The organism is Flagellimonas sp. (genome assembly GCF_965233845.1).
In the GTDB taxonomy this organism is placed as follows: Bacteria; Bacteroidota; Bacteroidia; order Flavobacteriales; family Flavobacteriaceae; genus Flagellimonas.
Map to the genome: position 1 here is coordinate 583,673 of NZ_OZ247584.1, position 23,057 is coordinate 606,729.

Genomic DNA, 23,057 nt, shown 5'->3' on the forward strand with positions numbered 1-23,057 from the left:
AAATACCTAGTAGTTGATATTGGCTACAATATTCTTAACGGTAGGGGAAGTATTCCCACCTTCTGGCTCAATGGTAATATACCCAATGGCATTGTCCGCGTAAGGAAGGGCCAAAAGCTTGTCCTTATCCTCCAATTGCTTGATTACACCTAGGTTTACCAGTTCACCATTGACTTCTGCCCACATCTGGAAGCACTTGTTTTCCGGTAACTCCGGAACATTGCTCACATTGATGTAGGAAAGCTTCTTAACAGGATTGATGTAGGCAACCGCCTTGAGTTCCTTACCTTCTTTTTTACCGTTAAGCCTATACCTTTTGGTGGCGGGATTGTTCAGGACAATAAATTGGTTACGAACATCTTCCAATTGGTTTTTCATATTCTCCTCCAGATACTTGATCTGGTTGGTCACCAAAGTATTTTCCATTTGCAGGTTTTGGTTTTGGTTCCAGAAGAAATAGGAAGCTCCTGCCAAAATGAGAATGGCCACACTGGCGGCTATACCGTAACTAAAGAATTTGCGACTGACCGCTTTTTCCTTTTTGGCGCTGTGCAAAATGATCTCCTTAAGACCTTCAGGAGTTTTTCGGGCATACATTTTGGCAAATGTCTCCAAGTTGTCCTGCAGTTGGTTATAAGTGTCCCTAACCTCCGGATACATGGTTATATAACGCTCGGCTTGCAGCGTTTCATCCTTGGAAGTTTCACCCAAAAGATATTTTTCCAATATATCGGAATCCAGAAATCGTTGTACTTTTTCTTTCATGACAATAAATTTATTAGTAGGAGAAGGGCCATTGAGGTGCCGTAAATCTTACCAAGCTCCCGCAAACCAATTTTGAGCCTGGACTTGATCGTTCCCAGAGGAATTTCCAGTTCGTCACTGGCCTCTTGCTGTGTCATCCCCTGAAAAAACAGGGCCTCCAACACTATACGATACTTGTCTTCTATTTTGTCCAAGTTCTCTTGGACATCCATAAATTCGGGCCTAATGCCACTTACTCCTAGGCTATATACGTCAGAAACGTCTATTTGGACTTCCTTGTCCGCTTTATTATTGATACTTCTTAGTTTGTCAATGGCTGTATTTCGTGTAATTCGGAACAACCAGGTAAACAGCTTGGCTTTGGAGGCGTCATAAGAATCCGCTTTTTTCCAGATTTTAACAAAACTCTCCTGCAACACATCTTGGGCCAAATCCTCGTCCTTAACCACTTTGTAGGCCACCCCAAACAGGGTATCCCCATAATTATCATACAATAGCGAGATTGCCTTATCATCCTTTTCAGCAAGTAAGGAAACAATATGTCTTTCAATTAGTGTACTCATCTAGGGGCTGTTGGCTAAATTTTGGGGGTAAAAATCTAAAATAAGCTTTATCTCGTATATAAGGTAACGCTAAGTTAGAAAATCGATTATTCCACGGCGTTAAATTATTGCTTAAAGAACATACTTGTAGAAGTATTCAAAATTTTGGTTAGTTTGGTTTGGTATAACCCCTGTTATTGATGCAATGCAGGGGTTATTTTATGATGTTTACCTCTGGGATGATTTTGATCTTGAATTTTTTTTCAACTTCTCTCTGGACTTTTTTCGCTAGATCCAAAATTTCCTTGCCTGATGCATTTCCGTGATTCACCAACACCAAAGCCTGTTTTTCGTGAACACCGGCATCACCAAATCGTTTGCCCTTAAATCCGCATTGCTCAATCAACCATCCAGCAGGAATCTTGAATTGGCCGTTGTCCACCTCATATGAAGGAGCATCCGGATTTTTTTTCTTGAATTTCTCAAAGGTTTTCTTGGAGATTACGGGGTTCTTAAAGAAACTTCCGCTATTTCCAATTTCCTCGGGATTGGGAAGCTTACTTTGCCGAATGGCAATAACGGCATTGGAAATATCCCGAATGGTGGGGTAGATTACCCCATTTTTCTTTAGTTCCTGTTCGATGGCCCCATATCCTGTGTTCAGTAGGTGATTTTTTTTGGTCAGCTTTAAGGTTACCGAGGTAATAATGTACTTTCCTTTGCCTTCATTCTTGAAAAAAGAATCCCGATAGCCAAAACTGCAAGCTTCTTGGTCAAATGCCACCAACTCCATAGTATCAATTTCCATGGCCGCGCAACTCACAAAAACATCCTTTAGTTCCACTCCATAGGCGCCAATATTTTGGATGGGGGCCGTCCCTACATTTCCTGGGATCAGTGAAAGATTTTCCAAGCCCCCATAACCCTGCTCGAGGGTCCAAAGAACGAGTTCATGCCAGTTTTCCCCAGCCATGACCTTGATCTGTACTTCTTCATCGGTCTCCTCCACAACAGAAATACCCTTGAGGTTGATGTGCATGACCAAAGCATCAATGTCCGCGGTAAGCAAAACGTTACTTCCTCCACTTAGAATAAACTTGTTGGGATACGCCTTTAATTCCAACACTCGTTGCAATTGGGCCAGTCCATTGATTTCCACAAAAGAGCGTGCGGCAACATCAATACCAAAGGTATTGTAACTTTTAAGGGATATGTTCTCCGCAATGTTCATTAATTAGTATACTCTTTCAAGGCCGCGCCTAAAATACGGACGGCTTTGACCAATTCTTCTTGTTCAAGCACATAGGCTATTCTAATTTGGTTTTTTCCTAATCCTTCCGAAGCATAAAACCCTGCAGCGGGAGCAACCATAACCGTGGCTCCGTCCATTTCAAACTTTTCCAATAACCATTGGGCAAAATCGTCTGAATTGGAAATAGGCAGTTCCGCAACACAGTAGAATGCGCCTTGGGGAACAGCCACTTTGACTCCTTCAATTTTTTGAAGTTCGGACACCAAAATATTCCTACGTTCCACATATTCGCTGATTACGGCTTCAAAATAGGATTTTGGGGTGTCCAATGCGGCTTCACTGGCAATTTGTGCAAAAGTGGGAGGGGATAGGCGTGCTTGGGCAAATTTTAAAGCGGTTTGGATCACCTCCTTATTTCTGGAGACCAAGCATCCAATACGTGCACCGCACATGCTATAGCGCTTGGAAACCGAATCTACCATAACAGCATGGTTCTCGAGCCCTGACTCCTGAAGAATGGAATAATGTTCCCTGCCATCATAGGCAAATTCCCTGTACACCTCATCTGCAATGAGAAACAGATTGTGTTTTTTTACCAGCTTTGCCAATTGCTGGATTTCTTCCTTGCTATATAGATATCCCGTTGGATTCCCCGGATTGCAAATAAGGATGGCCTTGGTTTTGGGCCCGATCAATTGTTCAAACTCAGCTATTGGTGGTAAGGCAAAATTGCTGTCAATGCTGGAAACAATGGGAACAACCTTTACACCCGCTGCCGTGGCAAAACCATTATAATTGGCGTAAAAGGGTTCTGGTATGATGATTTCGTCATCTCCATCCATAATGGTGCCCATGACAAAGGCTAGCGCTTCAGATCCACCTGTGGTTACAATAATGTCACTCGCATTAACCGATATGTCGTTTTTGGCATAATAATCTGCAATTTTCCCGCGGTAGATTTCAGAGCCTTCCGTCATGCTATAGGCCAACACCTCAATGGTATGGTTCCGTACGGCATCCAAAGCTACTTGGGGGGTCTTTATATCGGGTTGCCCAATATTCAAATGGATGACATGGGTTCCCCTTTTTTTGGCTGCTTCGGCATATGGAACCAATTTACGGATGGGAGAAGCCGGCATTTGCCTCCCTTTTTCAGAAATAGTTGGCATGCATTAAATTTTAGGCAAAAATGAGAAAACCAATACTCGCAAACAACAGATTCAGGTAATATTTAAGGGGTTAGGGGAATGTTAAATTAAAATAAATATCTGTATTAATTTGTATATTTAGTAAGCATAACCCATTATTAGCTAGGAATTTGAAAAGAAACCTGCAATTTTTTACACTTCTTCTAATGCTGATGCCTTTTTTGGTTTCGGCGCAGGGCTTTAAGTTGCCCAAGAATCAGAAGTTTCAAAGGGTGGGTTTTGAGATGGTGAACAACTTGATCATCATTCCAGTGGAGATCAATGGGGCTGAATTGACTTTTGTTTTGGATTCAGGGGTTAGCAAACCCATTTTGTTCAATCTTTCCGACCAGGACTCCATTCAAATCAACAATGTATCTGAAGTGACCATAAGAGGCCTTGGTGATGGCGAACCCATGAAGGCATTAAGTTCTATGGGAAATACCTTCAAACTCGGAAATGCCAAGAACTACAATCAGGATTTATATGTTGTCTTGGATAAGGGGATAAATTTTTCCACCTCTTTGGGCATACCGGTTCATGGGATTTTGGGATTTGATCTGTTCCGTGACTTTGTTGTTGAGGTAAATTATGGCACCGGAAATCTGAAATTACATAATCCCTTACATTATAAACCGCCCAAAAACAGCAAGAAGTCGCAGACTATACCCATTTCCATTGAACGCAAGAAAGCCTATGTGGAAGGAACGGTGCTGATGAAGGATGAAGACAATGTCCCCGTAAAACTCTTGGTAGATACGGGGAGTAGTGATGCATTATGGCTGTTCCATCAGCCCGAAAAGGGATTGGAGATTCCTGAAAAGAATTATGAGGATTACCTCGGACGTGGACTCAGCGGTGACATATTTGGTAAGCGAACCAAGATAAGGGGTGTAAAAATTGGGGATTTTGAACTTAAGGATGCCAAGGCTGCCTTTCCTTATCGGGAATCCTTCGGATATATCAAGAACCTGGGTGATAGAAATGGCAGTGTGGGCGGTGAAATATTAAAGCGATTCAATATTATTTTTAACTACCGGGGAGGTACGGTCACTCTCAAGAAAAATGCCAATTTTAGGACACCTTTTCAATATAACCTAGCCGGAGTTGCCTTGCAGCATAATGGATTGCGATATATTGCGGAGAGCATAGCCGACTTCAATGGAGTGGTAAGAAATGATGATGACACCTTTGGAAACGTCCAGATTTTGTTGGAAAATAAAACTAGGCTTAGTTTGGTTCCGGAAATCATCGTTTCGGGGATAAGGGCCGGAAGTCCAGCAGCAGAAGCTGGATTACAAGAAGGGGACGTAATTTTGGCCATCAACGGAAAAAGAATCCACAGGTACAAACTCCAGGAGGTACTAAAAATGCTCAACGAGCGGGAAGGTAAACGGGTGCGCGTGTTGATAGAGCGCTACAACAGGGATTTACTGTTTTCCTTTGTTCTTAAAAATGTATTTGAATAAAATAAAAAAGCCCCGATTTCTCGGGGCTTTACTTCTATAAGTTTTACGCTTTATTTGGCGCCTTCCGCTTTCACGGTTCCTTTTATTTTTAGCACCTTGGTAGGCGTATCCGCATTGGAGGTAACCGTAATGGCTTTTCTAATGGGACCAACTCTCTTGGTATCGTATTTTACTTCAATTTGTCCCGTTTTACCCGGTAATATCGGTGCTTCCGGCTTTTTGGGGATGGTACACCCACAGCTGGATTTAACATTGCTGATTACCAACGGCGCAGTCCCAGTGTTGGTAAATTCAAAAACCCGAACACCGTCACTTCCTTTGGCAATTTCACCATAGTCAATGGTCTCGCTCTTAAATTCAATCTTAGCTGTAGCATCCTGGGCATAGATTCCTAGGGAAAGCAGCCCTACAAACAACATGAGTACAGTTTTTTTCATCATTTCTAGTTTTGGGTGAATTTCAAATTTAGATGTTTTCACACCTGCATCCAAAATTCTTTTGTTATGTAATAACGTTACTTATTTTTGTTTCGTATTTCGAGATTGGCCCTCAGCCGAAGAATAGCGTTAATTTAACATGGCGACTCTCCTGCAAAAAATCCAATCTGATTCCTAAAAAGACAAAAACTATACCGAAAAATGGAAATTCCATCAAAATATGAGCCCAAAAGGGTAGAGGAGAACTGGTATTCGTACTGGATGAAGCATGATTTTTTTAGCTCAAAACCTGATGATAGGGAACCTTATACCATAGTAATCCCCCCGCCAAACGTAACAGGGGTGCTGCATATGGGGCACATGCTCAACAATACCCTTCAAGACGTATTGATCCGTAGGGCTCGCTTGTTGGGCAAAAATGCGTGCTGGGTGCCTGGTATGGACCATGCTTCCATTGCCACAGAGGCCAAAGTTGTGGCCAAATTGAAGGAAGAAGGGATTGAAAAAGCTGATTTGTCCCGTGATGAGTTCTTAAAACATGCTTGGGATTGGACCAACGAATATGGTGGAGTTATCCTTCAACAGCTAAAAAAATTAGGGTGTTCCTGCGATTGGGAGCGAACAAAATTTACCATGGATGACGATATGTCAGCCTCCGTGATCAAGGTTTTTGTGGATTTATATGAAAAAGGCTTGATTTACAGGGGTTACCGGATGGTGAATTGGGATCCACAAGCAAAAACTACACTTTCGGATGAAGAAGTGGTCTATGAAGAACGTCAGGGTTCCCTGTACTATCTGGAGTACCCTATTGAAGGCTCTGATGAGAAGGTAACCATTGCAACCACCAGACCTGAGACCATTTTGGGAGATACCGCAATCTGTATCAACCCGAGCGATGAAAGATATGGTCATTTGAAGGGTAAAAAGGCTATTGTTCCTATTTGTAACCGGGTTATTCCCATTATTGAGGATGAATATGTGGACATGGAATTTGGTACAGGATGCTTAAAAGTTACCCCCGCACACGATGAAAACGATAAGAATTTAGGGGATAAGCACAATTTGGAGGTAGTGGACATTTTCAATGAGGATGCTTCATTAAACTCCTATGGACTTCACTATCAAGGCAAGGACCGATTTGTGGTTCGAAAGGAAATCTCCAAAGAACTGGAGGAAAAGGGATTTTTGGTCAAAACCGAACAACATACCAACAAGGTGGGTACCTCGGAGCGTACCAAGGCCGTCATTGAACCCCGACTTTCCGATCAATGGTTCCTTAAAATGGAAGGTTTGGCAAAACCCGCTCTTGAAGGGGTGTTAAAGACAAACGACATCAAATTATACCCTAAAAAGTTTGAAAATACCTATCGCCATTGGATGGAAAACATTCGGGATTGGAACATTTCCCGTCAACTGTGGTGGGGCCAGCAAATTCCAGCCTACTATTTTGGTGATGGCAAGGATGATTTTGTAGTGGCGGAAACCAAGGAAGAAGCCCTTAAAAAGGCCCAATCCAAGAATCCAAAAATCCAAGAATCTGATTTACGCCAGGACGCTGATGTATTGGATACTTGGTTCTCTTCCTGGTTGTGGCCCATAAGCGTGTTTGGAGGTATTTTGGAACCGGATAACAAGGATATTGGTTATTACTATCCCACAAGTGATTTGGTCACGGGACCGGATATTCTGTTTTTCTGGGTAGCCCGTATGATCATCTCCGGATATGAGTACCAAGGCAAGCGTCCTTTCGAAAATGTATATCTAACGGGCTTGGTAAGGGACAAGCAACGTCGAAAAATGTCCAAACAGCTCGGAAATTCTCCGGATGCCTTGAAGTTGATCGAGGATTTTGGAGCCGATGGTGTTAGGGTGGGACTTTTGTTGAGTTCTGCCGCAGGAAATGATTTGATGTTCGATGAAGCCCTTTGTCAACAAGGAAAAAACTTTGCCAACAAAATTTGGAATGCCTTCCGATTGATCAAAGGATGGGAAATTGCCGATTTGGAACAGCCAGAATCCGCAAAAACAGGAATTGATTGGTATACGGCCAGATTCAACCAAGTTTTGGCTGAAATAGAGGATCATTTCTCCAAATACCGTATTTCAGATGCTCTTATGGCCATTTACAAACTGGTATGGGATGATTTCTGTTCCTGGTTATTGGAAATTGTTAAACCCGCCTACCAGAAACCCATTGATCGAACAACTTATAATGCGGTCATTCATTTGTTTGAGCAGAATCTAAAGATTTTGCATCCGTTTATGCCATTTTTGACCGAGGAAGTCTGGCAACATATAACAGAACGAACTCCAGAGGAAGCCCTTATTATTTCCAGCTGGCCCAAGGTGGAGAAGGCTGATACTGCTTTAATTTCCAATTTTGACTTTGCTGCTGAGGTGATTTCTGGTATTCGAACCATTAGAAAGGAAAAAAATATCCCTCAAAAAGAGTCCTTGGAACTTTCTATGGTCAATAGTGAAAATGTGGGGAGTCAAATGGACAGCATCATTACCAAGCTGGGGAATGTTTCCCAATTGGAGACGGTGGACACCGGCTTGGACGGAGCTTTAAGCTTTAGGGTAAAGAGCAACGAGTACTTTATTCCCATGGGTGGTGCCATAGACATTGAAGCCGAAATCAAAAAACTTACTGAGGAGCTTAACTACACCCGTGGATTTTTGCAATCCGTACAGAAAAAGTTGGGTAATGAGCGGTTTGTAAACAACGCTCCAGAAAAAGTGGTGGCCATGGAGAAAAAGAAAGCTGCCGATGCAGAGGCGAAAATTGAAACCTTGGAAAAGAGCTTGGCCAGTTTGGGGTAATTTCCTGAATCTGTTTTGATTTTATTTGCTTGGTGCTTGGTGCTTGGTGCTTGGTGCTTGGTGCTTGGAGCCTGGTGTCTAAAGTCTAAGGTCTAAAATCTAAAGTTTATAGTCTATAGTCTATAGTCTATAGTCCAACATCTAGATGCTAAACTACCTCCTTCTTCCACCAGAATACTGCATGGCTTCACCCTTGCCAAACCCATAGCTAAAGCCAAAGGCAATAAAACGCCCACGTAAACGACGGCTATAGGTTTCAAAATCTGCCTGGGCTATTTCATTTTCACTGATACGGGAGGCAAAAACATCCCTGATACTTAAATTCAAGATGGCTTTGCCTTTCATTATTTTTTTGCGCAATCCCATGTTCATATAGGCGTAGCCGTTGGTCTCACCTTGGAATGTCCTGTAGCTGGACCGATAATTTCCGGTCACCTCCATATCTATGTCCGCTGGAAATTTCACTTTGGACATTAATTTGGAAGTCCATCGGTCAGCATTGAAATCGAATACCGTAGTTTCAAACGTACCTTCCCTTGTAAATTGAAAATAATTGAAATCCGCGTTTAAGGTCAACCATTTCGCTGGGCTGTATTTGGTGTTGAACTCAATCCCAGTGGTCTTGTTGGTCCCAATATTTTCTGGTCTTCGTGTGGTTACGTTGTTCTCAAAAGTGGATACACGTTCAATTACGTCCGTGGTATATCTGTGATAGACACCGAGATTTAAGGCTGTTTTTCCCACAAAAAAGATGCCCGTAAGTTCATACGAATCGGTGAACTCTGGCATGAGGTTGGGATTCCCTTGGCGGATGTTAAAGTTGTTTCTAATGTTAAAAAACGGATTCAAGTCCCAAAGCCTAGGCCTATAAATACGTTTGGAATATCCTGCTTGTAGCGAAACCTTTTCTGAGAATTTGTAGGAGGAATGAACACTGGGGAAAAAATTGGTGTAATTCTGGTCGTTATCCTCTCCGGTATTGGTCAAAAGAGTTTTCAAATGGGTTTGTTCCAGGCGCATCCCTGCCTTCAATCCCCAAGTTTTGCCTTCATAAGCTCCAGTTCCGTAGGCACCCAAAACCTTTTGGTCAAATTCAAAATTATTGGTCAGTCCTGGATCTATAACAAATTCCCCATTGATCCAATTTTGTACCTCATAATCGTTGCTCACATCGTTGATGACGTACTGGGCCCCTGTTTCCAAGGTCCATTCTTCGGTAAAAGGCTTGGTGTAATCCAACTTGAACGTAAAAACAGCTTCCTTGAAATCCGTGCGTGTCAATTGTGAATCATCATTGTTTTCTCCAGAAATAGTGGTATCTATAAACTCAGAGGATTGATCTTTCCCAAAGAAATTCCCCAAAGCACTGAACAGTAAAGTGTGATCCTCATTACCCTCAAAGTCCTTTTTGTACTGCAGCTCATATCTGAATTTGGGATTGGTGGCATCCGTGACCTCGGTTCGTTCCCATTCAGAAGTAACGGTTTGGTCTCCTTCCAAGGTGGCAAAATTGGTAATGGAAGGCTGATCTTCTATCTCTAGGGCAAAGTTCCCTGACAATGTAAGAACACTGGTAGGATCAAAATAATAGTCCGTCCCCAAAACAAAATTGTAGTAGGTTTCGTTTCGGAATTCTTCACCAGACGAGATTACCGAAGTATTGTTCACCAAATCGGTATTTCTACTTTCCACTTCGTTGGGCCCTTCACGGTAACCCGCACCCAATTGGGTAAACAGATTGAATTTTTCGGTCCGGCGATTCAGACTAATCCCAACACTATGACTATCGGGAGCACCAGTATTTACAGAAACCGACCCGTTTAAACCTTTACGTTGTTCCTTTTTGATAACAATATTGATAATTCCAGAGGTGCCTTCGGCATCGTACTTTGCAGAAGGATTGGTGATGACTTCCACCCGATCGATCATATCTGCGGTAATGGTACCCAAAGCATTGCTTTCATCACTGGATATGATGGACGGTTTTCCGTTGATCAGCACCTGCACTCCCTGACTCCCGCGCAAACTGATCTGTCCTTCAATGTTTACGTTGACACTGGGAACGTTGTTGAGTACCTCCAATGCGCTTGCCCCGGTACTGCTCAGATCCTTACCTACGTTAAACACCCGTTTGTCCAATTTGAATACGGTTTTTGAGACCTCGCCCTCTACCACTACCTCTTCCAATTGTTGGGCATCCTCGCTGATTTGGATGGTTCCCAAATCAATTCTACCGCCAGCGGATGCATTTGGCTCCACAATTTTCTTCTGATATCCAATAAAACTGATTTCCAGATAAAAGTCCGTAGCATTGGTTTCCAGAACAAATGAACCATCTTCCAGGGTAGTGGTTCCTGATATTCCTTGTTTGGTGGTGTTGACCGCAACCATAACAGTGGCGTAGGCCACGGGTTGACCGCTAGATCTGTCCACTACCTTACCGCTAAAAACAGTTGTCTTCTGTTGTGCTGGACAGGATAAAATGCCAAGGGTAATAAAGAGAATGGAAAGGAATATCAATCTGGATTGCATAATCAATTCAATATCATTTGAAATAATATCACAAAGATGCTACGGAATCTTCAAGGATGACCTCTAAATTCTGTGAACAACCTGGATGATACCTCAATCGACAAATTTGTAAAACAATGGACTTAACTACCGATTGCAGACTTTTTTGCGTTGTTGACAGGATTACTTTTCTTTTGTTACCTTATGATGGATAGTTTTGATGAATTTAAATTTTCAAACTTGATTCCACGTAGAGAGCTTATTTTTCAGGTTATCCTGCATATACTGGTTTTTGTGTTCTATTCATATGACCGGCGCCATCCGGAAATTGACATTTATGAAGTGACTTTTTTCTTGACCTATGTGGTGGCTGGAATACTGATCAACTATTATTTGATGCCCAAGTTTCTGTACCAAAAAAAACACTGGAAGTTTTTTGGCAGTGTGCTGTTGGTCATTATAGGGTTAATACTACTGGAGGAGCTGGTATTGGAACAGATATTTTTCCCCGGTACCAGACGGGCAAGGGCTTTTCCAGGGGTGTATTATGCTTTGTTTGGGGTAGTTCCGGTTATAGCCATCCTTAGCGGATTTAAGTTTGCGTGGGATGCCCTACAGAAGCAGAAACAGATTGATGAGTTAAAAAGTACCGTTGAAGAAAGCGAGCTTCAATTTCTCCGATCCCAGATCAACCCACATTTCTTGTTCAATAACTTAAACAATCTGTACTCCTACGCACTTGAAAACTCCCCCAAAACCCCTGAGATAATTTTGGAAATGAGCGGGGTATTGCGGTACATGCTTTATGAATGCAAGGAGAAATTTGTTCCACTGAAAAAGGAAATTGAGCAATTGGACAACTTTATTAAATTGTATAAATTACAAATTGAGGATAGGGGTAAGGTTCGCTTTGAAACACATCGGATAAAATCTGGGTATAAGGTGGCCCCCTTAATTTTGATTGTTTTTATCGAAAATGCCTTCAAACACAGCCAATCGGGTCAATCGTCCAACATTTCCATTGACATCAATGTGAGCCAAAAAGGAAATCAGTTGCAATTTTCCTGTAGCAATAATTTTGAGGAGGCAAAGGAACTGGATACTTTGGCCAATGGAATTGGACTCAGCAATGTAAAAAAGCGTTTACGGTTGTTGTATCCCAACAAACATGAACTTGAGATCAGGAAAGAGAGCAACCAATTTTCGGTGTTGTTGACCATGGAGCTGGAAAAATCGGAATGAGATGAAATGTATCATTATTGAAGACCAACCACCTGCCCAAAGGATTTTGAAAAAATTCATTGAGGATGTGGATGCATTGGAGTTGAAGGGTGTTTTTTCAGATGCCCTCCAAGCCATGGAATTTCTCAATAGGGAACCCATTAACCTCCTGTTTTTGGACATTCATTTACCTAAGATATCAGGATTGGATTTTTTAAAATCCCTGCCCAATCCCCCGCATGTTATACTCACCACCGCTTTTTCCGAGTACGCTTTGGAAAGCTACGATCTCAATGTTGTGGACTATTTACTCAAACCCTTCTCCTTTCAACGCTTTTTAAAAGCTGTGGCCAAAGTGCCCGTTGTTAAGGCAACCCATGTATTGACAAGCGACAAGGAAACATCTATAGCGTCTAAAAGTCACATCTATATTAAGTCGGGGTATGAACATATCAAAATTCATCTGGATGATATTTTACATATTGACTCCGATTCAGATTATACGGAAGTTATAACCCTGGAACGGAAATACCTCTCCAGTGAGCCATTGCGATTTTGGTTGGAAGCCCTACCAGGAACAAGTTTCATCAGAACGCACAAGTCCCACATCATCAATACGGATAAAATTGATAAGATCATGGGCAATCAGATTTATTTGGAAGGAGGGCATACCATTCCCATTGGCAGGGCATACAAAGAACATTTTTTGAAAATAATTCTGAAATAGGGTCAATAACTCAATTTTGGTGGGGGCCCTACAGGTCAAATTTAACTTTTGAAATAGCTTGTAATCTAGCCGTTCAGTAAAGTATTTTCACCAATAAGATGGTACAAATGTCATTTTTTCATACATTCGATATGGAAAAGTGTTAACGTTAACATATAAATCAAATAGCACCATGAAAAACTTTGATCGCCGTAGTTTTCTTAAAAAGACCTCGCTGTCGGCAGCCGCCATTTCGGTAATGCCCAGCTACTTACAAGCTGATATGGAAAGACCATCCCAAGCTAAGTATATGGGTGATTTTGCGGCCCCAAAATTGGATTTGATTAGGGCAGCATTTATTGGAGTGGGTGCAAGGGGGGGTACCCATTTAAAATCCTTTGCCGCATTGGAAGGAACCGAAGTAGTCGCCATTTGTGATTTATATGAAGACTTGGTCGATCAAAAGATAGGATGGGTAAGGGAAGTTGCCGGTAAAAAAAGACATAAGAATATTGCCAAATACTCGGGAGACGAAAACCTTTGGAAAAAAATGTTGGCAGAAACCAAACCCGATGTGGTTTTCATCGCTACAAACTGGTTAAGTCATGCCCCCATGGCCATTGAAGCCATGAATCAGGGTGCCCATGCCTTTGTAGAGGTTCCCATAGCTGTAGGTTTGGATGAGATGTGGGATATTGTTGATGCTTCGGAAAGAACCCAAAAGCATTGCATGATGCTGGAAAATGTGAACTACGGTAGGGATGAGCTTATGTTTCTCAATATGTGCAGACAGGGAGCTCTAGGCGAAATTTTGCATGGCGAAGCTGCCTATATCCACGAACTTAGGGGGCAGATGGAAGAACAAAAAAGAGGAACGGGCTCTTGGAGGACCTATCACTATGCCCATAGAAATGGAAACCTATACCCAACCCATGGTTTGGGGCCGGTGGCACAGTACATGAACTTGGGAAGAACAGACGACAATTTTGGAAGTTTGGTCTCCTTTTCCACACCCGCCATAGGAAGAAGCGCTTATGCCAAAAAGAACTATCCAGCGGATCACAAATGGAATCAATTGGACTATAAAGGAGGTGATTTGAATACCTCAATCATAAAAACCACATTGGGTAGAACCGTAATGGTACAATGGGATGAAACCAGCCCCAGACCCTATAGCAGATTAAACCTTATCCAGGGAACCAAGGGTACCTTGGCCGGTTTTCCAACCCGTGTGGCCTTGGAAGGTGGCGTGGAAGGTATAACCAAGGACCATCATTCCTGGGTGCAGGGCGACCAATTGGCCGCAGTGTATGAAAAATACGACCACCCCTTGTACAAAAGATTAAACGAAAGCACCAAAGGCAGTGGACATGGCGGTATGGATGGTATCATGATGTACCGTATTGTGGAATGTTTGCAAAAGGGACTGCCATTGGATCAAAATGTTTACGAGGGATGCTTCTGGAGTGCCGTAGCTCCCTTGAGCGAACGTTCTGTGGCCAGTGGTGGGGCTCCGCAACCTTTTCCGGATTTTACCAGAGGAAGTTGGAAAAATACTGCTCCTTTGGCTATCGTGGAATAGCTTTCCAGGCTTTATACTTCAAGCTTTAACTGATTTTCAAAAGGTAGGAGATCGCATAATTTTTAGGGTACAACTGTAACAGTTGGCATTTGGGATGTGTCCAAATCATAAAGCAATTAATATGATAATTAAAAGACACATGTACGTAATCTTGGTCATTGGCTTTGGAATGACCACAAGTATGAAATCCCAAAAACAAAAAGTTATGCAAACAACAATTTCAAAAGAAGAACAAGCCGTATTGGGCGCAGTGGCCTCCATGACAAAATCGTTCAATAACTCAGATATTGATGGAGTTATGTCAAGTTACCAGGAAGGGGCATTGGTGGTTTTTGAACCGGAAATGCGGGTTACCGATAAAAAACAGCTTCGGGAACTATTTTTGGCAGCCTTTGCCATTAAGCCACAATTTGAATACCCCAACGGCCATGAGGTCTTTGTGAATGGAAATTCAGCCACACATATTGCACCTTGGATAATGAAGGGTACCGCTCCAGATGGAACTCCGGTCACCCAAAGTGGGCTTTCCGTGGCCCATCTTCAGAAACAATCCAATGGCAAATGGTTACTTATCTTTGATAACCCACATGGAAGTTATCTAATGTCCAAGAAACCATGAAAAAGGATTCCAAAGAACCAGTTTTAGATGAACAATTGATTGAAAAGGCCTTATCCGGGGATAAGGCCTCTTTGGAATTGTTGATTACCAGAAATCAAGATTGGATTTACAATGTGGCCCTTACCTTTGTTGGGGATGCGGATGAGGCTGCTGATCTTACCCAAGAAGTGCTGATCAAGGTGATAACCAAATTGGACACCTTTGAACAGCGTAGCCGCTTTAGAACATGGATGTACCGTATCTTAAAGAACCATTTTCTGAACATGAAAAGGGGAAGGCATGAGGTAAATGCACCAACTTTTGAACAATTTGGTGAGGGTTTGGATCAATTGCCTGATGAGTCACTTTCCAATTATACCTATGAGGTCGAGGAAAAGTTCTTGGTAAACGAGGCCAAGATCAGTTGTATGAAAGGCATGCTGCTGTGTTTGGATAGGGAACAGCGACTTATATTTATCATTGGGGAATTGTTCGAGTTTCCAGATTCCGTGGGTAGTGAAATCATGGAAATCAGTAAACAGAACTTTAGGATTAAACTCCATAGGGCCAAAAAGCAATTGTACAATTTTATGGACCATAAGTGCGGCTTGATCAATAAGTCCAATCCTTGCAGGTGCCACCGTAAAACAGCAGGTTTTATTAAAATGGGTTATGTGGATCCAAAGGCACTCCACTTTCAAAAAGATGTACTTGCAAAAATCAATGAAGTAGTGGGGGGCAAAGTAGATACCTATTCCAATGAAGTACTGTCCGAATATCAAAAACTATATCAAGAACACCCATTTTTAAAAGCCCCCGATAAACTTGAATCAATCAAAAAGTTACTTTCAAAGGATAGCATCAAAGAAACTTTTAACCTATAGCAGAGTACCAACCATTTTTTTCCTATCAATGAAGGGTTTAGGTTTATGACCCCTAAAAAGAACTGTGCAATTCCTATCTTTAGGGATACAGCTTTGGATAGGTTATGGAAAAAAGGGAAAAGCGCAATATTTCGGTTACGGGGGACATTTCTTTTGCGGATTTAAAGGTATCTGAGCCTAAGGCTTTTGCCGCAGGAATGCCGGCCATAAAGGTGGCACTGGAGCATGTGAACAAGGAGTCGGGTTTATTTCGCTCTATCAAAACCCTATCCAAAATGAACCAAAAGGAAGGGTTTGATTGTCCTGGATGTGCTTGGCCCGATCCAGATAAACCGTCCAAACTTGGGGAATATTGTGAAAATGGGGTCAAGGCTATTGCCGAAGAAACTACTTTTGAAAGGGTAGATCGTGAGTTCTTTCAAAAGCATTCGGTGGAGGAAATTTCCTCTTGGACGGACTACCAAATTGGTAAAAGTGGCAGGATTACCGAACCGTTTATACTTAGACCTGGATCTATTCATTATGAGCCCATTTCATGGGACGATGCCTATATGACCATTGCGGAACACCTGAAAACTTTGGACAGTCCTGATGAAGCTGTATTCTACACTTCAGGACGATCCAGCAACGAGGCCGCTTTTCTTTACGGTCTTTTTGCGCGGGCCTTTGGCACCAACAATATGCCCGATTGTTCCAATATGTGCCATGAATCCAGTGGGGTGGCCCTATCCGAAACATTGGGCATCGGCAAGGGGTCTGTGGTTTTAGAGGATTTTCATGAGGCTGAAGTAGTGATGGTCATCGGCCAAAATCCTGGGACCAATCACCCCAGAATGCTGTCTGCCCTGCAAAAATGCAAGCAAAATGGCGGAAAGATCATAACGGTGAATCCGCTTTCCGAAAGCGGGCTGAATCGATTTAAAAACCCACAAAAGCTTAGCGGTATTTTAGGAAAGGGTATCACCTTGACTGATATTTTTCTTCAGGTCAAGGTCAACCAAGATGTACCACTGCTAAAACTGATCATGAAGCGTTTGGCGGAAAAGCAGAAATCCGACCACACAATTTTCGACTTGGATTTTATTTCAACCAAGACCCAAGGATATCAAGAACTTTTAGCAGATTTGGAACAGCAAGACGCATTGGATTTACTTGATCGATGCGGGGTGGATTCCGAGAAAGTGAATCAGGCCGTTGAGGTTTTGGCCAAAAGCTCGAAAATCATTATTTGTTGGGCCATGGGGCTAACCCAGCACAAAAATGGGGTGGACAACATCAAGGAATGTGTTAATCTATTGCTCCTTAAGGGCAGTATCGGCAAAAAGGGAGCGGGTACTTGTCCCGTTAGAGGTCATAGTAATGTACAGGGGGATCGTAGCGTGGGCATTATGCACCATGTTTCTGAATCACTTAATAATGCGCTAAAGGACGAATTTGACTTTGAGCCTCCAGCAAAAGAAGGTCTGGATACAGTCAATGCAATTCAAGCCATGTATGAAGGCAAGGCCAAGATTTTTGTGGCCTTGGGAGGAAACTTTGTGTCTGCTGCTTCGGATACGGCCTATACTGCCGAAGCATTACAACGCTGTAAGCTAACGGTTTCGGTAAGCACCAAATTAAACAGAACGCATCTTACGGCGGGGCAAACCTCGTTGATACTCCCCACTTTGGGAAGAACGGAACAAGATCAAGGCAGGTTTGTAACTGTGGAGAATAGTATGGGAAAAGTGCATCAGAGCAAGGGGAGATTGAAACCGGCCAGTAAGCATCTAAGAAGCGAACCGGAAATCGTGGCCCGAATTGCAGACGCGTATTTTGGGGGAAAATCAACCATTGATTGGAACAGATTTGGGTCAAACTACGATTTGATTCGGGATAAAATTGAAAAAGTTTTGACTGGATACCACAACTACTCCAATAGGTCGGCCGGTTCCGGATTTTATTTGCCCAACAATGCCAGAGTGGCGGATTTTTCCAAATTACCCGGGGGAAAGGCACAGTTCTCCATTTGTAAACTCCCTGACACTAGGTTAAAAGCAGATGAATTTCTGTTGATGACAGTTCGGAGCCACGATCAGTTCAATACCACCATTTATGGTATGGATGATAGATATAGAGGAATCTACGGGGAACGTAGGGTAGTTTTTATGAATCCAAAGGATATGGATGAAAAAGGACTGAAACCACAACAGGTAGTGGATTTGGTGAGCCATTACGATGGCAAGGAAAGAAGGGCCCAAAACTTTAAGGTTATACCTTATGACATCCCGTCCCAAAACCTCTGTGCCTACTTTCCGGAGACCAACGTCTTGGTTCCAATTGATCTATATGCAGATAAAAGTCAGACCCCGGTAAGTAAGTCCGTGGTGGTTAAAATTGATTCAAGTCCAATTAATTGATATATCAATTAATTGTTTATATTTGAAAGGAATTTGTGCATTTTGGATAGAAACAAGCAAGAAAAACTTAAGAACATTGAGGATGTTATCCTCTTTCAGCTCGATGTGGCAAGCAAGCAATCCAAGATATATGCCCAGCGGGTAATGGACAAACAGGGGATGGGTATTACCACTGAGCAATGGGTAATCTTGAAAATTGTGGAGGAATCTGGGCCCTTGACCCAAAAAGAAGTGGCAAACATGTCTTATCGGGATCCAGCTTCTATTACAAGAACACTGGATTTGCTAAGCAAAAAGGATTTTGTGAGAAGAATACCCGTTGAGACCGATAGAAGGCAACACCACATAGTTTTGACTGAATTGGGACGGCAATTTGTGAAAAAACATATGAATCTGGTCAATGATTTAAGAAAATTGAGCGTGCGGGGCTTTAGTGACTCGGAGGTGGAAGTACTTTATAAAATGTTGCAGCGGATAAGGGCCAATTTCAAATAAAAAATTTTAAACATTAAATTGATATATCAATAATTGATAAGGCATATAAATATGATACGATCTATAATGTTACTGGGTTTGGCCTTAGGCTTGTGTAATACCTCTTCCTTCGCCCAAACGGGTCATGGCTCTATTAACAGATCGGGAATGGAGGTCAGTTGGGAGATTGTAGGGGAACGCATCCATTTTACCTTGAGCGCCCCCACTCACGGTTGGGTGGGCATTGGTTTCAACGAAAATGCGGGCTTGAAAGGAACATATTTGATCATGGGTAATGTTAAAGATGGCAGGCCCATAGTGATGGAACATTACGTCTTGTCACCTGGAGATTATAGGCCCATTTCGGATTTGGGGGGAACATCAAGTCTAGGAGACATTACTGGACAGGAATTCGAGGATAAAACCATAGTAAGGTTTTCAGTTCCCGTAATGCTAGATCAGATCTATAAAAAACAGTTGGGCAGGGGCAAATCCTTTCATCTATTGATGGCCTATAGTAGCGCGGATGATTTTCAGCACCATTCCATGATGAGAACTTCGGCCAAGATAACCCTCTAAACAGTGCTAAATCCTTTAAAATCATTTTTAATTCTAAATACTTTATACATGAAACAAACAATCTTTTTTTACGTCCTGGTTTTTTTTAGTGTGGCCAGTTGCCAATCCCAAAATGCAGAAGTGGAGCAAATCAAAAAAACCATAACTGAATTCAGCAAAGCAGGTGATCAACAGGATGCCACAACTTTAAGTCAATATTTGGATCCCAATTTCAGGATTGTAATGAATCAGCTATTTGGTCACAAAGAAGTTATGGTGATCTCTAAAGCGGATTATTTGGAAAAGATCAAAAGTAAAAAATGGGGTGGCGACACTCGGACCTTAACCTTTGGAACAATTGAGGTTAACGGAAACGTAGCCTTTGCCAAGGTAATCTTGACCGGTAAAAAATCCACTTTTCATTCCCTGATGCTGTTGGTCCGGAATGCCTCTGGGCAATGGGTGCTGGCGGAAGACGTTCCAACAGTCAAGTAAGACCAAATAGTACCAATTTCAGTACCGGTTCCAAATTGGGACCGGTTTTTTAATTCCATAATCTGAAACATTTTTCATAATTTATGGCAAAAAATCCATGGAAACCTATGCCACGGCCTTGTTGTATGCCATTCCCTTTTTTGTAGGTTTGGTGCTTTTTGAGGTCATCTACGGGTATTTTGTCAAAAACCAGAAGCATAATGTCATGGATACAGTGAGCAGTCTCAGCTCCGGTCTTACCAATGTGGTAAAAGACTCTCTTGGACTGGGAGTGGTTTTGGTCACTTACCCCTATTTGTTGGAACATTTGGCCCTTATGGAAATCCAGACGACCTGGGTAGTTTGGGTCCTTGGATTCTTGGCCTTGGATTTTGCCGGATACTGGAACCATAGACTGAGCCATCGCATCAATTTTTTTTGGAACCAGCACGTGATTCACCATAGCAGTGAAGAGTTTAACTTGGCTTGCGCCTTGCGTCAATCCATCTCCAATTTGTTGGTTTATTTTCCGCTTTTGATGATTCCTGCTGCATTATTGGGTGTACCGCACAAAGTAGTGGCCATTTTGGGTCCGCTGCATCTCTTTGCCCAATTTTGGTACCACACCCAACATATTGGCAAAATGGGCTGGTTGGAATACATCATAATTACCCCATCACAGCACAGGGTACACCATGCTATTAATCCGCAATATATTGATAAAAACCTAGGGCAGATTTTTAGTTTTTGGGATCGCATGTTCGGTACTTTTCAAGAAGAATTGGAAGAAATACCTCCGCAGTATGGCGTTTTAAAGCCTGCAAATACTTGGAATCCCATCTTGATCAATTTCCAACACCTTTGGCGACTGATCAAAGATGCGTGGAGGGCCCAAAGTTACTGGGATAAACTTCGAATATGGTTTATGCCAACAGGTTGGCGTCCGGCAGATGTAAAGGAGAAATATCCTATTCAGGTTATTGACAATGTGTACAATTTCAAGAAGTACATGCCAGAGGCGTCTCCCGCATTAAAAGGATATTCCATTTACCAATTGCTCGCCAATACAGGTTTGATGCTCTTTATGTTTTACAACTACACTGAAATTGGATTCAATGGGCTACTGTTGTTCGGAGCATTTGTGTTCATTGGAATTTATGGTTATACATCGCTAATGGACCGGGTGTCCTATGCAATTTGGATTGAAGTTTTTAGAGCTTTGGCAGGGCTACTTTTGATTTACCTTACCGAAGATTGGTTTGGACTAAATTCCTATCTGTTTTTTGGCAGTTATTTGGTAGGGATTTATTTTCTGAGCACGATAGCAGGTGCAGTCTATTTCGCCTATTTCGAAAATACATCTTTGGATAAAGAGCAGTTGGCTGTTTAAAGCATTTACTATCCTGGGAAAAGGAAGTGTTGATAGTTCAAAAACCAGGGTCGTAGAGATGCAGGACTAGTTTTCTCTTAACTCATTGTTCACAAGCTCGATGTAGTTGCGCATGGCTTCATCCGTGCCAATATTTTGGGCTTGGATCAGGGCATTGGCCTTAAAGGCATTGATCAACGGAGTTTTACTTCCAGGATTACTGAAATTCTTATTGGCTATTTTGTAATAGGCGTACAATTTGAGGAGCAAATCGGCGGGCATGGGTTTGGTGTAGCTACTTACAAAAGCCACAGCCTCTTCAAATTGCTTATGTAGTTCCTCATCAGTCATCCTTCTTTCTTAACGATGCAATACATGTTTTGGCACCTACCACTTTTTGATTCAGCTTAACGGTAATATCACAATCCAGGGGTAGCAATAAATCCACCCTAGAGCCAAATTTTATGAATCCAGCATCTTGCCCTTGGGTCACTTGCTCTCCTTCTTCCGCATAATTTACAATACGGCGTGCAAGGGCCCCAGCTATTTGACGATACCCAATCTCACCAAATTTAGGGGTATGCAAAACCACGGTGGTACGTTCGTTCTCGGTGCTGGATTTTGGATGCCATGCCACTAAGTATTTGCCCGGATGATATTGGGAATAGGTTACGGTGCCACTGGCGGCATATCGAGTTACATGCACGTTCACTGGCGACATGAATATGGAGACTTGCTTGCGTTTTCCCTTAAAATACTCAGGTTCGTCCACTTCTTCAATAACAACCACCTTACCATCCACAGGGGCCAAAATCTCGTCAAAATTGGGCGTTACGGGTCGCTTTGGGTTTCTAAAGAATTGCAAGACCAAAATCAATAGAACAAGTCCACCTATCTGGATTCCAAATCGTAACCATTCCAATGACACGTAAAACTGGGCGGCAAGAATTATGGCAACAACGAGAAAAAAGGTGATAGTAATTATTTTTTGGCCTTCTCTATGAAACATATGAAAATATATTAAGTGTCAAATACGCGAAGGGTGCGGCAAATACCAAGCTATCCAAACGATCCCAAATACCACCATGGCCAGGTAATATGGCCCCACTGTCCTTAACTTGGGCAATTCGTTTAAACTTGGATTCCAATAAATCCCCCAAACTTCCTGCTATTACAATCACAGTGGCTAAAACCATCCACTGCATGAGCGTCAAACTGGGCTCATATTTTGCCAGGAAGTATGCTGCTAACAATGCAAAAATAAAACCTCCTATGGAACCTTCCACAGTTTTTTTTGGAGAAACTGATGGATAAAGTTTGGTTTTACCAATACTCCTGCCCACCAAGTATGCAAAAGTGTCGTTTACCCATATCAAAATAAAAATGCCGACAATCAGAAATTGGGAGAAACTATTTTGTTTATAGGGAATCATGGTTAGAAAAATACAACCTCCCCCAAGATAGAGTACCGCAATGATAAACTTTTGTGCGGCGTTAAAAGTTTTGGACTTTTTGGAGAAGAGAAAGACCAGAAGGGCAAGGTTTACTGTAATGGTCAGTAACATCAAGCCTGTGATGATCAATTTGTCCGTAACAAAGTAAATAAAGGCCCACCAAAGCGCTAGATAGGCCACATATACATAGTAGTTTTTTAAGTGTACGATTCTTTTAAATTCGTACAAACAGGCCAATCCGAAGACCATAAAAAGGAAATCAAAGGCATCGGAGCTTAAAAAAACGGTTCCCATGAGGAGTACCACATAAATAACCCCTGTTATGCCACGCCTAAGAATTTCTTTCATG

At 42.2% G+C, this 23,057-nt stretch carries 21 protein-coding genes; 12 read left to right on the forward strand and 9 right to left on the reverse strand.

The genetic code is table 11. The features are described 5' to 3' along the window. Positions 1-6: 6 nt before the first annotated feature. From ACO6S0_RS02600 to ACO6S0_RS02615, 4 genes are all read right to left on the reverse strand, one after another. Positions 7-765, reverse strand: coding sequence for an anti-sigma factor domain-containing protein (locus ACO6S0_RS02600; RefSeq protein ID WP_422350481.1), 759 nt, complete (start codon positions 763-765; stop codon positions 7-9). Further along, positions 762-1,328, reverse strand: coding sequence for an RNA polymerase sigma factor (locus tag ACO6S0_RS02605; RefSeq protein WP_422350482.1), 567 nt, complete (start codon positions 1,326-1,328; stop codon positions 762-764). The genes ACO6S0_RS02600 and ACO6S0_RS02605 overlap by 4 nt, the downstream gene beginning before the upstream one ends. A gap of 193 nt (positions 1,329-1,521) precedes the next feature. Next, complete coding sequence (murB, locus tag ACO6S0_RS02610) at positions 1,522-2,538, reverse strand: UDP-N-acetylmuramate dehydrogenase (protein WP_422350483.1); 1,017 nt, start codon at positions 2,536-2,538, stop codon at positions 1,522-1,524. Beyond that, positions 2,538-3,728, reverse strand: a complete 1,191-nt coding sequence (locus ACO6S0_RS02615) for a pyridoxal phosphate-dependent aminotransferase (protein WP_422350484.1) — start codon at positions 3,726-3,728, stop codon at positions 2,538-2,540. Before ACO6S0_RS02615 ends, murB begins: the two co-directional genes overlap by 1 nt. A gap of 185 nt (positions 3,729-3,913) precedes the next feature. Here ACO6S0_RS02615 and ACO6S0_RS02620 point away from each other — a divergent pair, with 185 nt between their 5' ends. Beyond that, positions 3,914-5,215, forward strand: a complete 1,302-nt coding sequence (locus tag ACO6S0_RS02620; RefSeq protein ID WP_422350485.1) for an aspartyl protease family protein — start codon at positions 3,914-3,916, stop codon at positions 5,213-5,215. A 50-nt stretch (positions 5,216-5,265) separates the two neighbouring features. Here ACO6S0_RS02620 and ACO6S0_RS02625 read toward each other — a convergent pair whose 3' ends face one another. Further along, positions 5,266-5,655: a DUF1573 domain-containing protein gene (locus ACO6S0_RS02625; RefSeq protein ID WP_138839447.1), complete on the reverse strand. Its 390-nt coding sequence runs from the start codon at positions 5,653-5,655 to the stop codon at positions 5,266-5,268. 198 nt (positions 5,656-5,853) lie between these two features. Here ACO6S0_RS02625 and ACO6S0_RS02630 point away from each other — a divergent pair, with 198 nt between their 5' ends. Next, on the forward strand, positions 5,854-8,478 hold the full coding sequence (locus ACO6S0_RS02630) for a valine--tRNA ligase (RefSeq protein WP_422350486.1): 2,625 nt from the start codon (positions 5,854-5,856) through the stop codon (positions 8,476-8,478). 153 nt (positions 8,479-8,631) lie between these two features. Here ACO6S0_RS02630 and ACO6S0_RS02635 read toward each other — a convergent pair whose 3' ends face one another. Continuing rightward, positions 8,632-11,010: a TonB-dependent receptor domain-containing protein gene (locus ACO6S0_RS02635; RefSeq protein WP_422350487.1), complete on the reverse strand. Its 2,379-nt coding sequence runs from the start codon at positions 11,008-11,010 to the stop codon at positions 8,632-8,634. Positions 11,011-11,229: 219 nt separating this feature from the next. Between ACO6S0_RS02635 and ACO6S0_RS02640 the strand changes: the two genes are divergently transcribed. The 10 genes from ACO6S0_RS02640 (at position 11,230) to ACO6S0_RS02685 (ending at position 21,275) form a co-directional block, all read left to right on the forward strand. Continuing rightward, entirely contained in the window at positions 11,230-12,231 is a 1,002-nt protein-coding gene (locus ACO6S0_RS02640) for a sensor histidine kinase (protein ID WP_422350488.1), read from the forward strand. 1 nt (position 12,232) lies between these two features. After that, a complete protein-coding gene (locus tag ACO6S0_RS02645; RefSeq protein ID WP_422350489.1) occupies positions 12,233-12,937 on the forward strand; it encodes a LytR/AlgR family response regulator transcription factor in 705 nt (234 codons plus the stop codon). A 172-nt stretch (positions 12,938-13,109) separates the two neighbouring features. Beyond that, complete coding sequence (locus tag ACO6S0_RS02650; RefSeq protein ID WP_422350490.1) at positions 13,110-14,498, forward strand: Gfo/Idh/MocA family protein; 1,389 nt, start codon at positions 13,110-13,112, stop codon at positions 14,496-14,498. A gap of 121 nt (positions 14,499-14,619) precedes the next feature. After that, on the forward strand, positions 14,620-15,117 hold the full coding sequence (locus ACO6S0_RS02655; RefSeq protein WP_422350491.1) for a YybH family protein: 498 nt from the start codon (positions 14,620-14,622) through the stop codon (positions 15,115-15,117). Beyond that, positions 15,114-15,980, forward strand: a complete 867-nt coding sequence (locus ACO6S0_RS02660) for an RNA polymerase sigma factor (protein WP_422350492.1) — start codon at positions 15,114-15,116, stop codon at positions 15,978-15,980. The genes ACO6S0_RS02655 and ACO6S0_RS02660 overlap by 4 nt, the downstream gene beginning before the upstream one ends. Positions 15,981-16,084: 104 nt before the next feature. Further along, entirely contained in the window at positions 16,085-18,379 is a 2,295-nt protein-coding gene (locus tag ACO6S0_RS02665; protein WP_422350493.1) for an FdhF/YdeP family oxidoreductase, read from the forward strand. A gap of 42 nt (positions 18,380-18,421) precedes the next feature. Continuing rightward, entirely contained in the window at positions 18,422-18,874 is a 453-nt protein-coding gene (locus ACO6S0_RS02670) for a MarR family winged helix-turn-helix transcriptional regulator (protein WP_422350494.1), read from the forward strand. Positions 18,875-18,925: 51 nt separating this feature from the next. Continuing rightward, entirely contained in the window at positions 18,926-19,432 is a 507-nt protein-coding gene (locus ACO6S0_RS02675; protein WP_422350495.1) for a DOMON domain-containing protein, read from the forward strand. Positions 19,433-19,480: 48 nt separating this feature from the next. Next, positions 19,481-19,906, forward strand: coding sequence for a nuclear transport factor 2 family protein (locus tag ACO6S0_RS02680; protein ID WP_422350496.1), 426 nt, complete (start codon positions 19,481-19,483; stop codon positions 19,904-19,906). 97 nt (positions 19,907-20,003) lie between these two features. Continuing rightward, positions 20,004-21,275, forward strand: a complete 1,272-nt coding sequence (locus ACO6S0_RS02685; RefSeq protein WP_422350497.1) for a sterol desaturase family protein — start codon at positions 20,004-20,006, stop codon at positions 21,273-21,275. Positions 21,276-21,341: 66 nt separating this feature from the next. Here the strand turns inward: ACO6S0_RS02685 and ACO6S0_RS02690 are convergent, their stop codons facing one another. Genes ACO6S0_RS02690 through ACO6S0_RS02700 form a run of 3 tightly spaced genes read right to left on the reverse strand, consistent with a single transcriptional unit; the run spans position 21,342 to position 23,056 of the window. Continuing rightward, on the reverse strand, positions 21,342-21,605 hold the full coding sequence (locus tag ACO6S0_RS02690; RefSeq protein ID WP_422350498.1) for an acyl-CoA-binding protein: 264 nt from the start codon (positions 21,603-21,605) through the stop codon (positions 21,342-21,344). After that, entirely contained in the window at positions 21,598-22,263 is a 666-nt protein-coding gene (locus tag ACO6S0_RS02695) for a phosphatidylserine decarboxylase family protein (protein ID WP_422350499.1), read from the reverse strand. Before ACO6S0_RS02695 ends, ACO6S0_RS02690 begins: the two co-directional genes overlap by 8 nt. After that, entirely contained in the window at positions 22,253-23,056 is an 804-nt protein-coding gene (locus ACO6S0_RS02700) for a phosphatidate cytidylyltransferase (RefSeq protein ID WP_422350500.1), read from the reverse strand. Before ACO6S0_RS02700 ends, ACO6S0_RS02695 begins: the two co-directional genes overlap by 11 nt. Position 23,057: the final 1 nt, after the last annotated feature.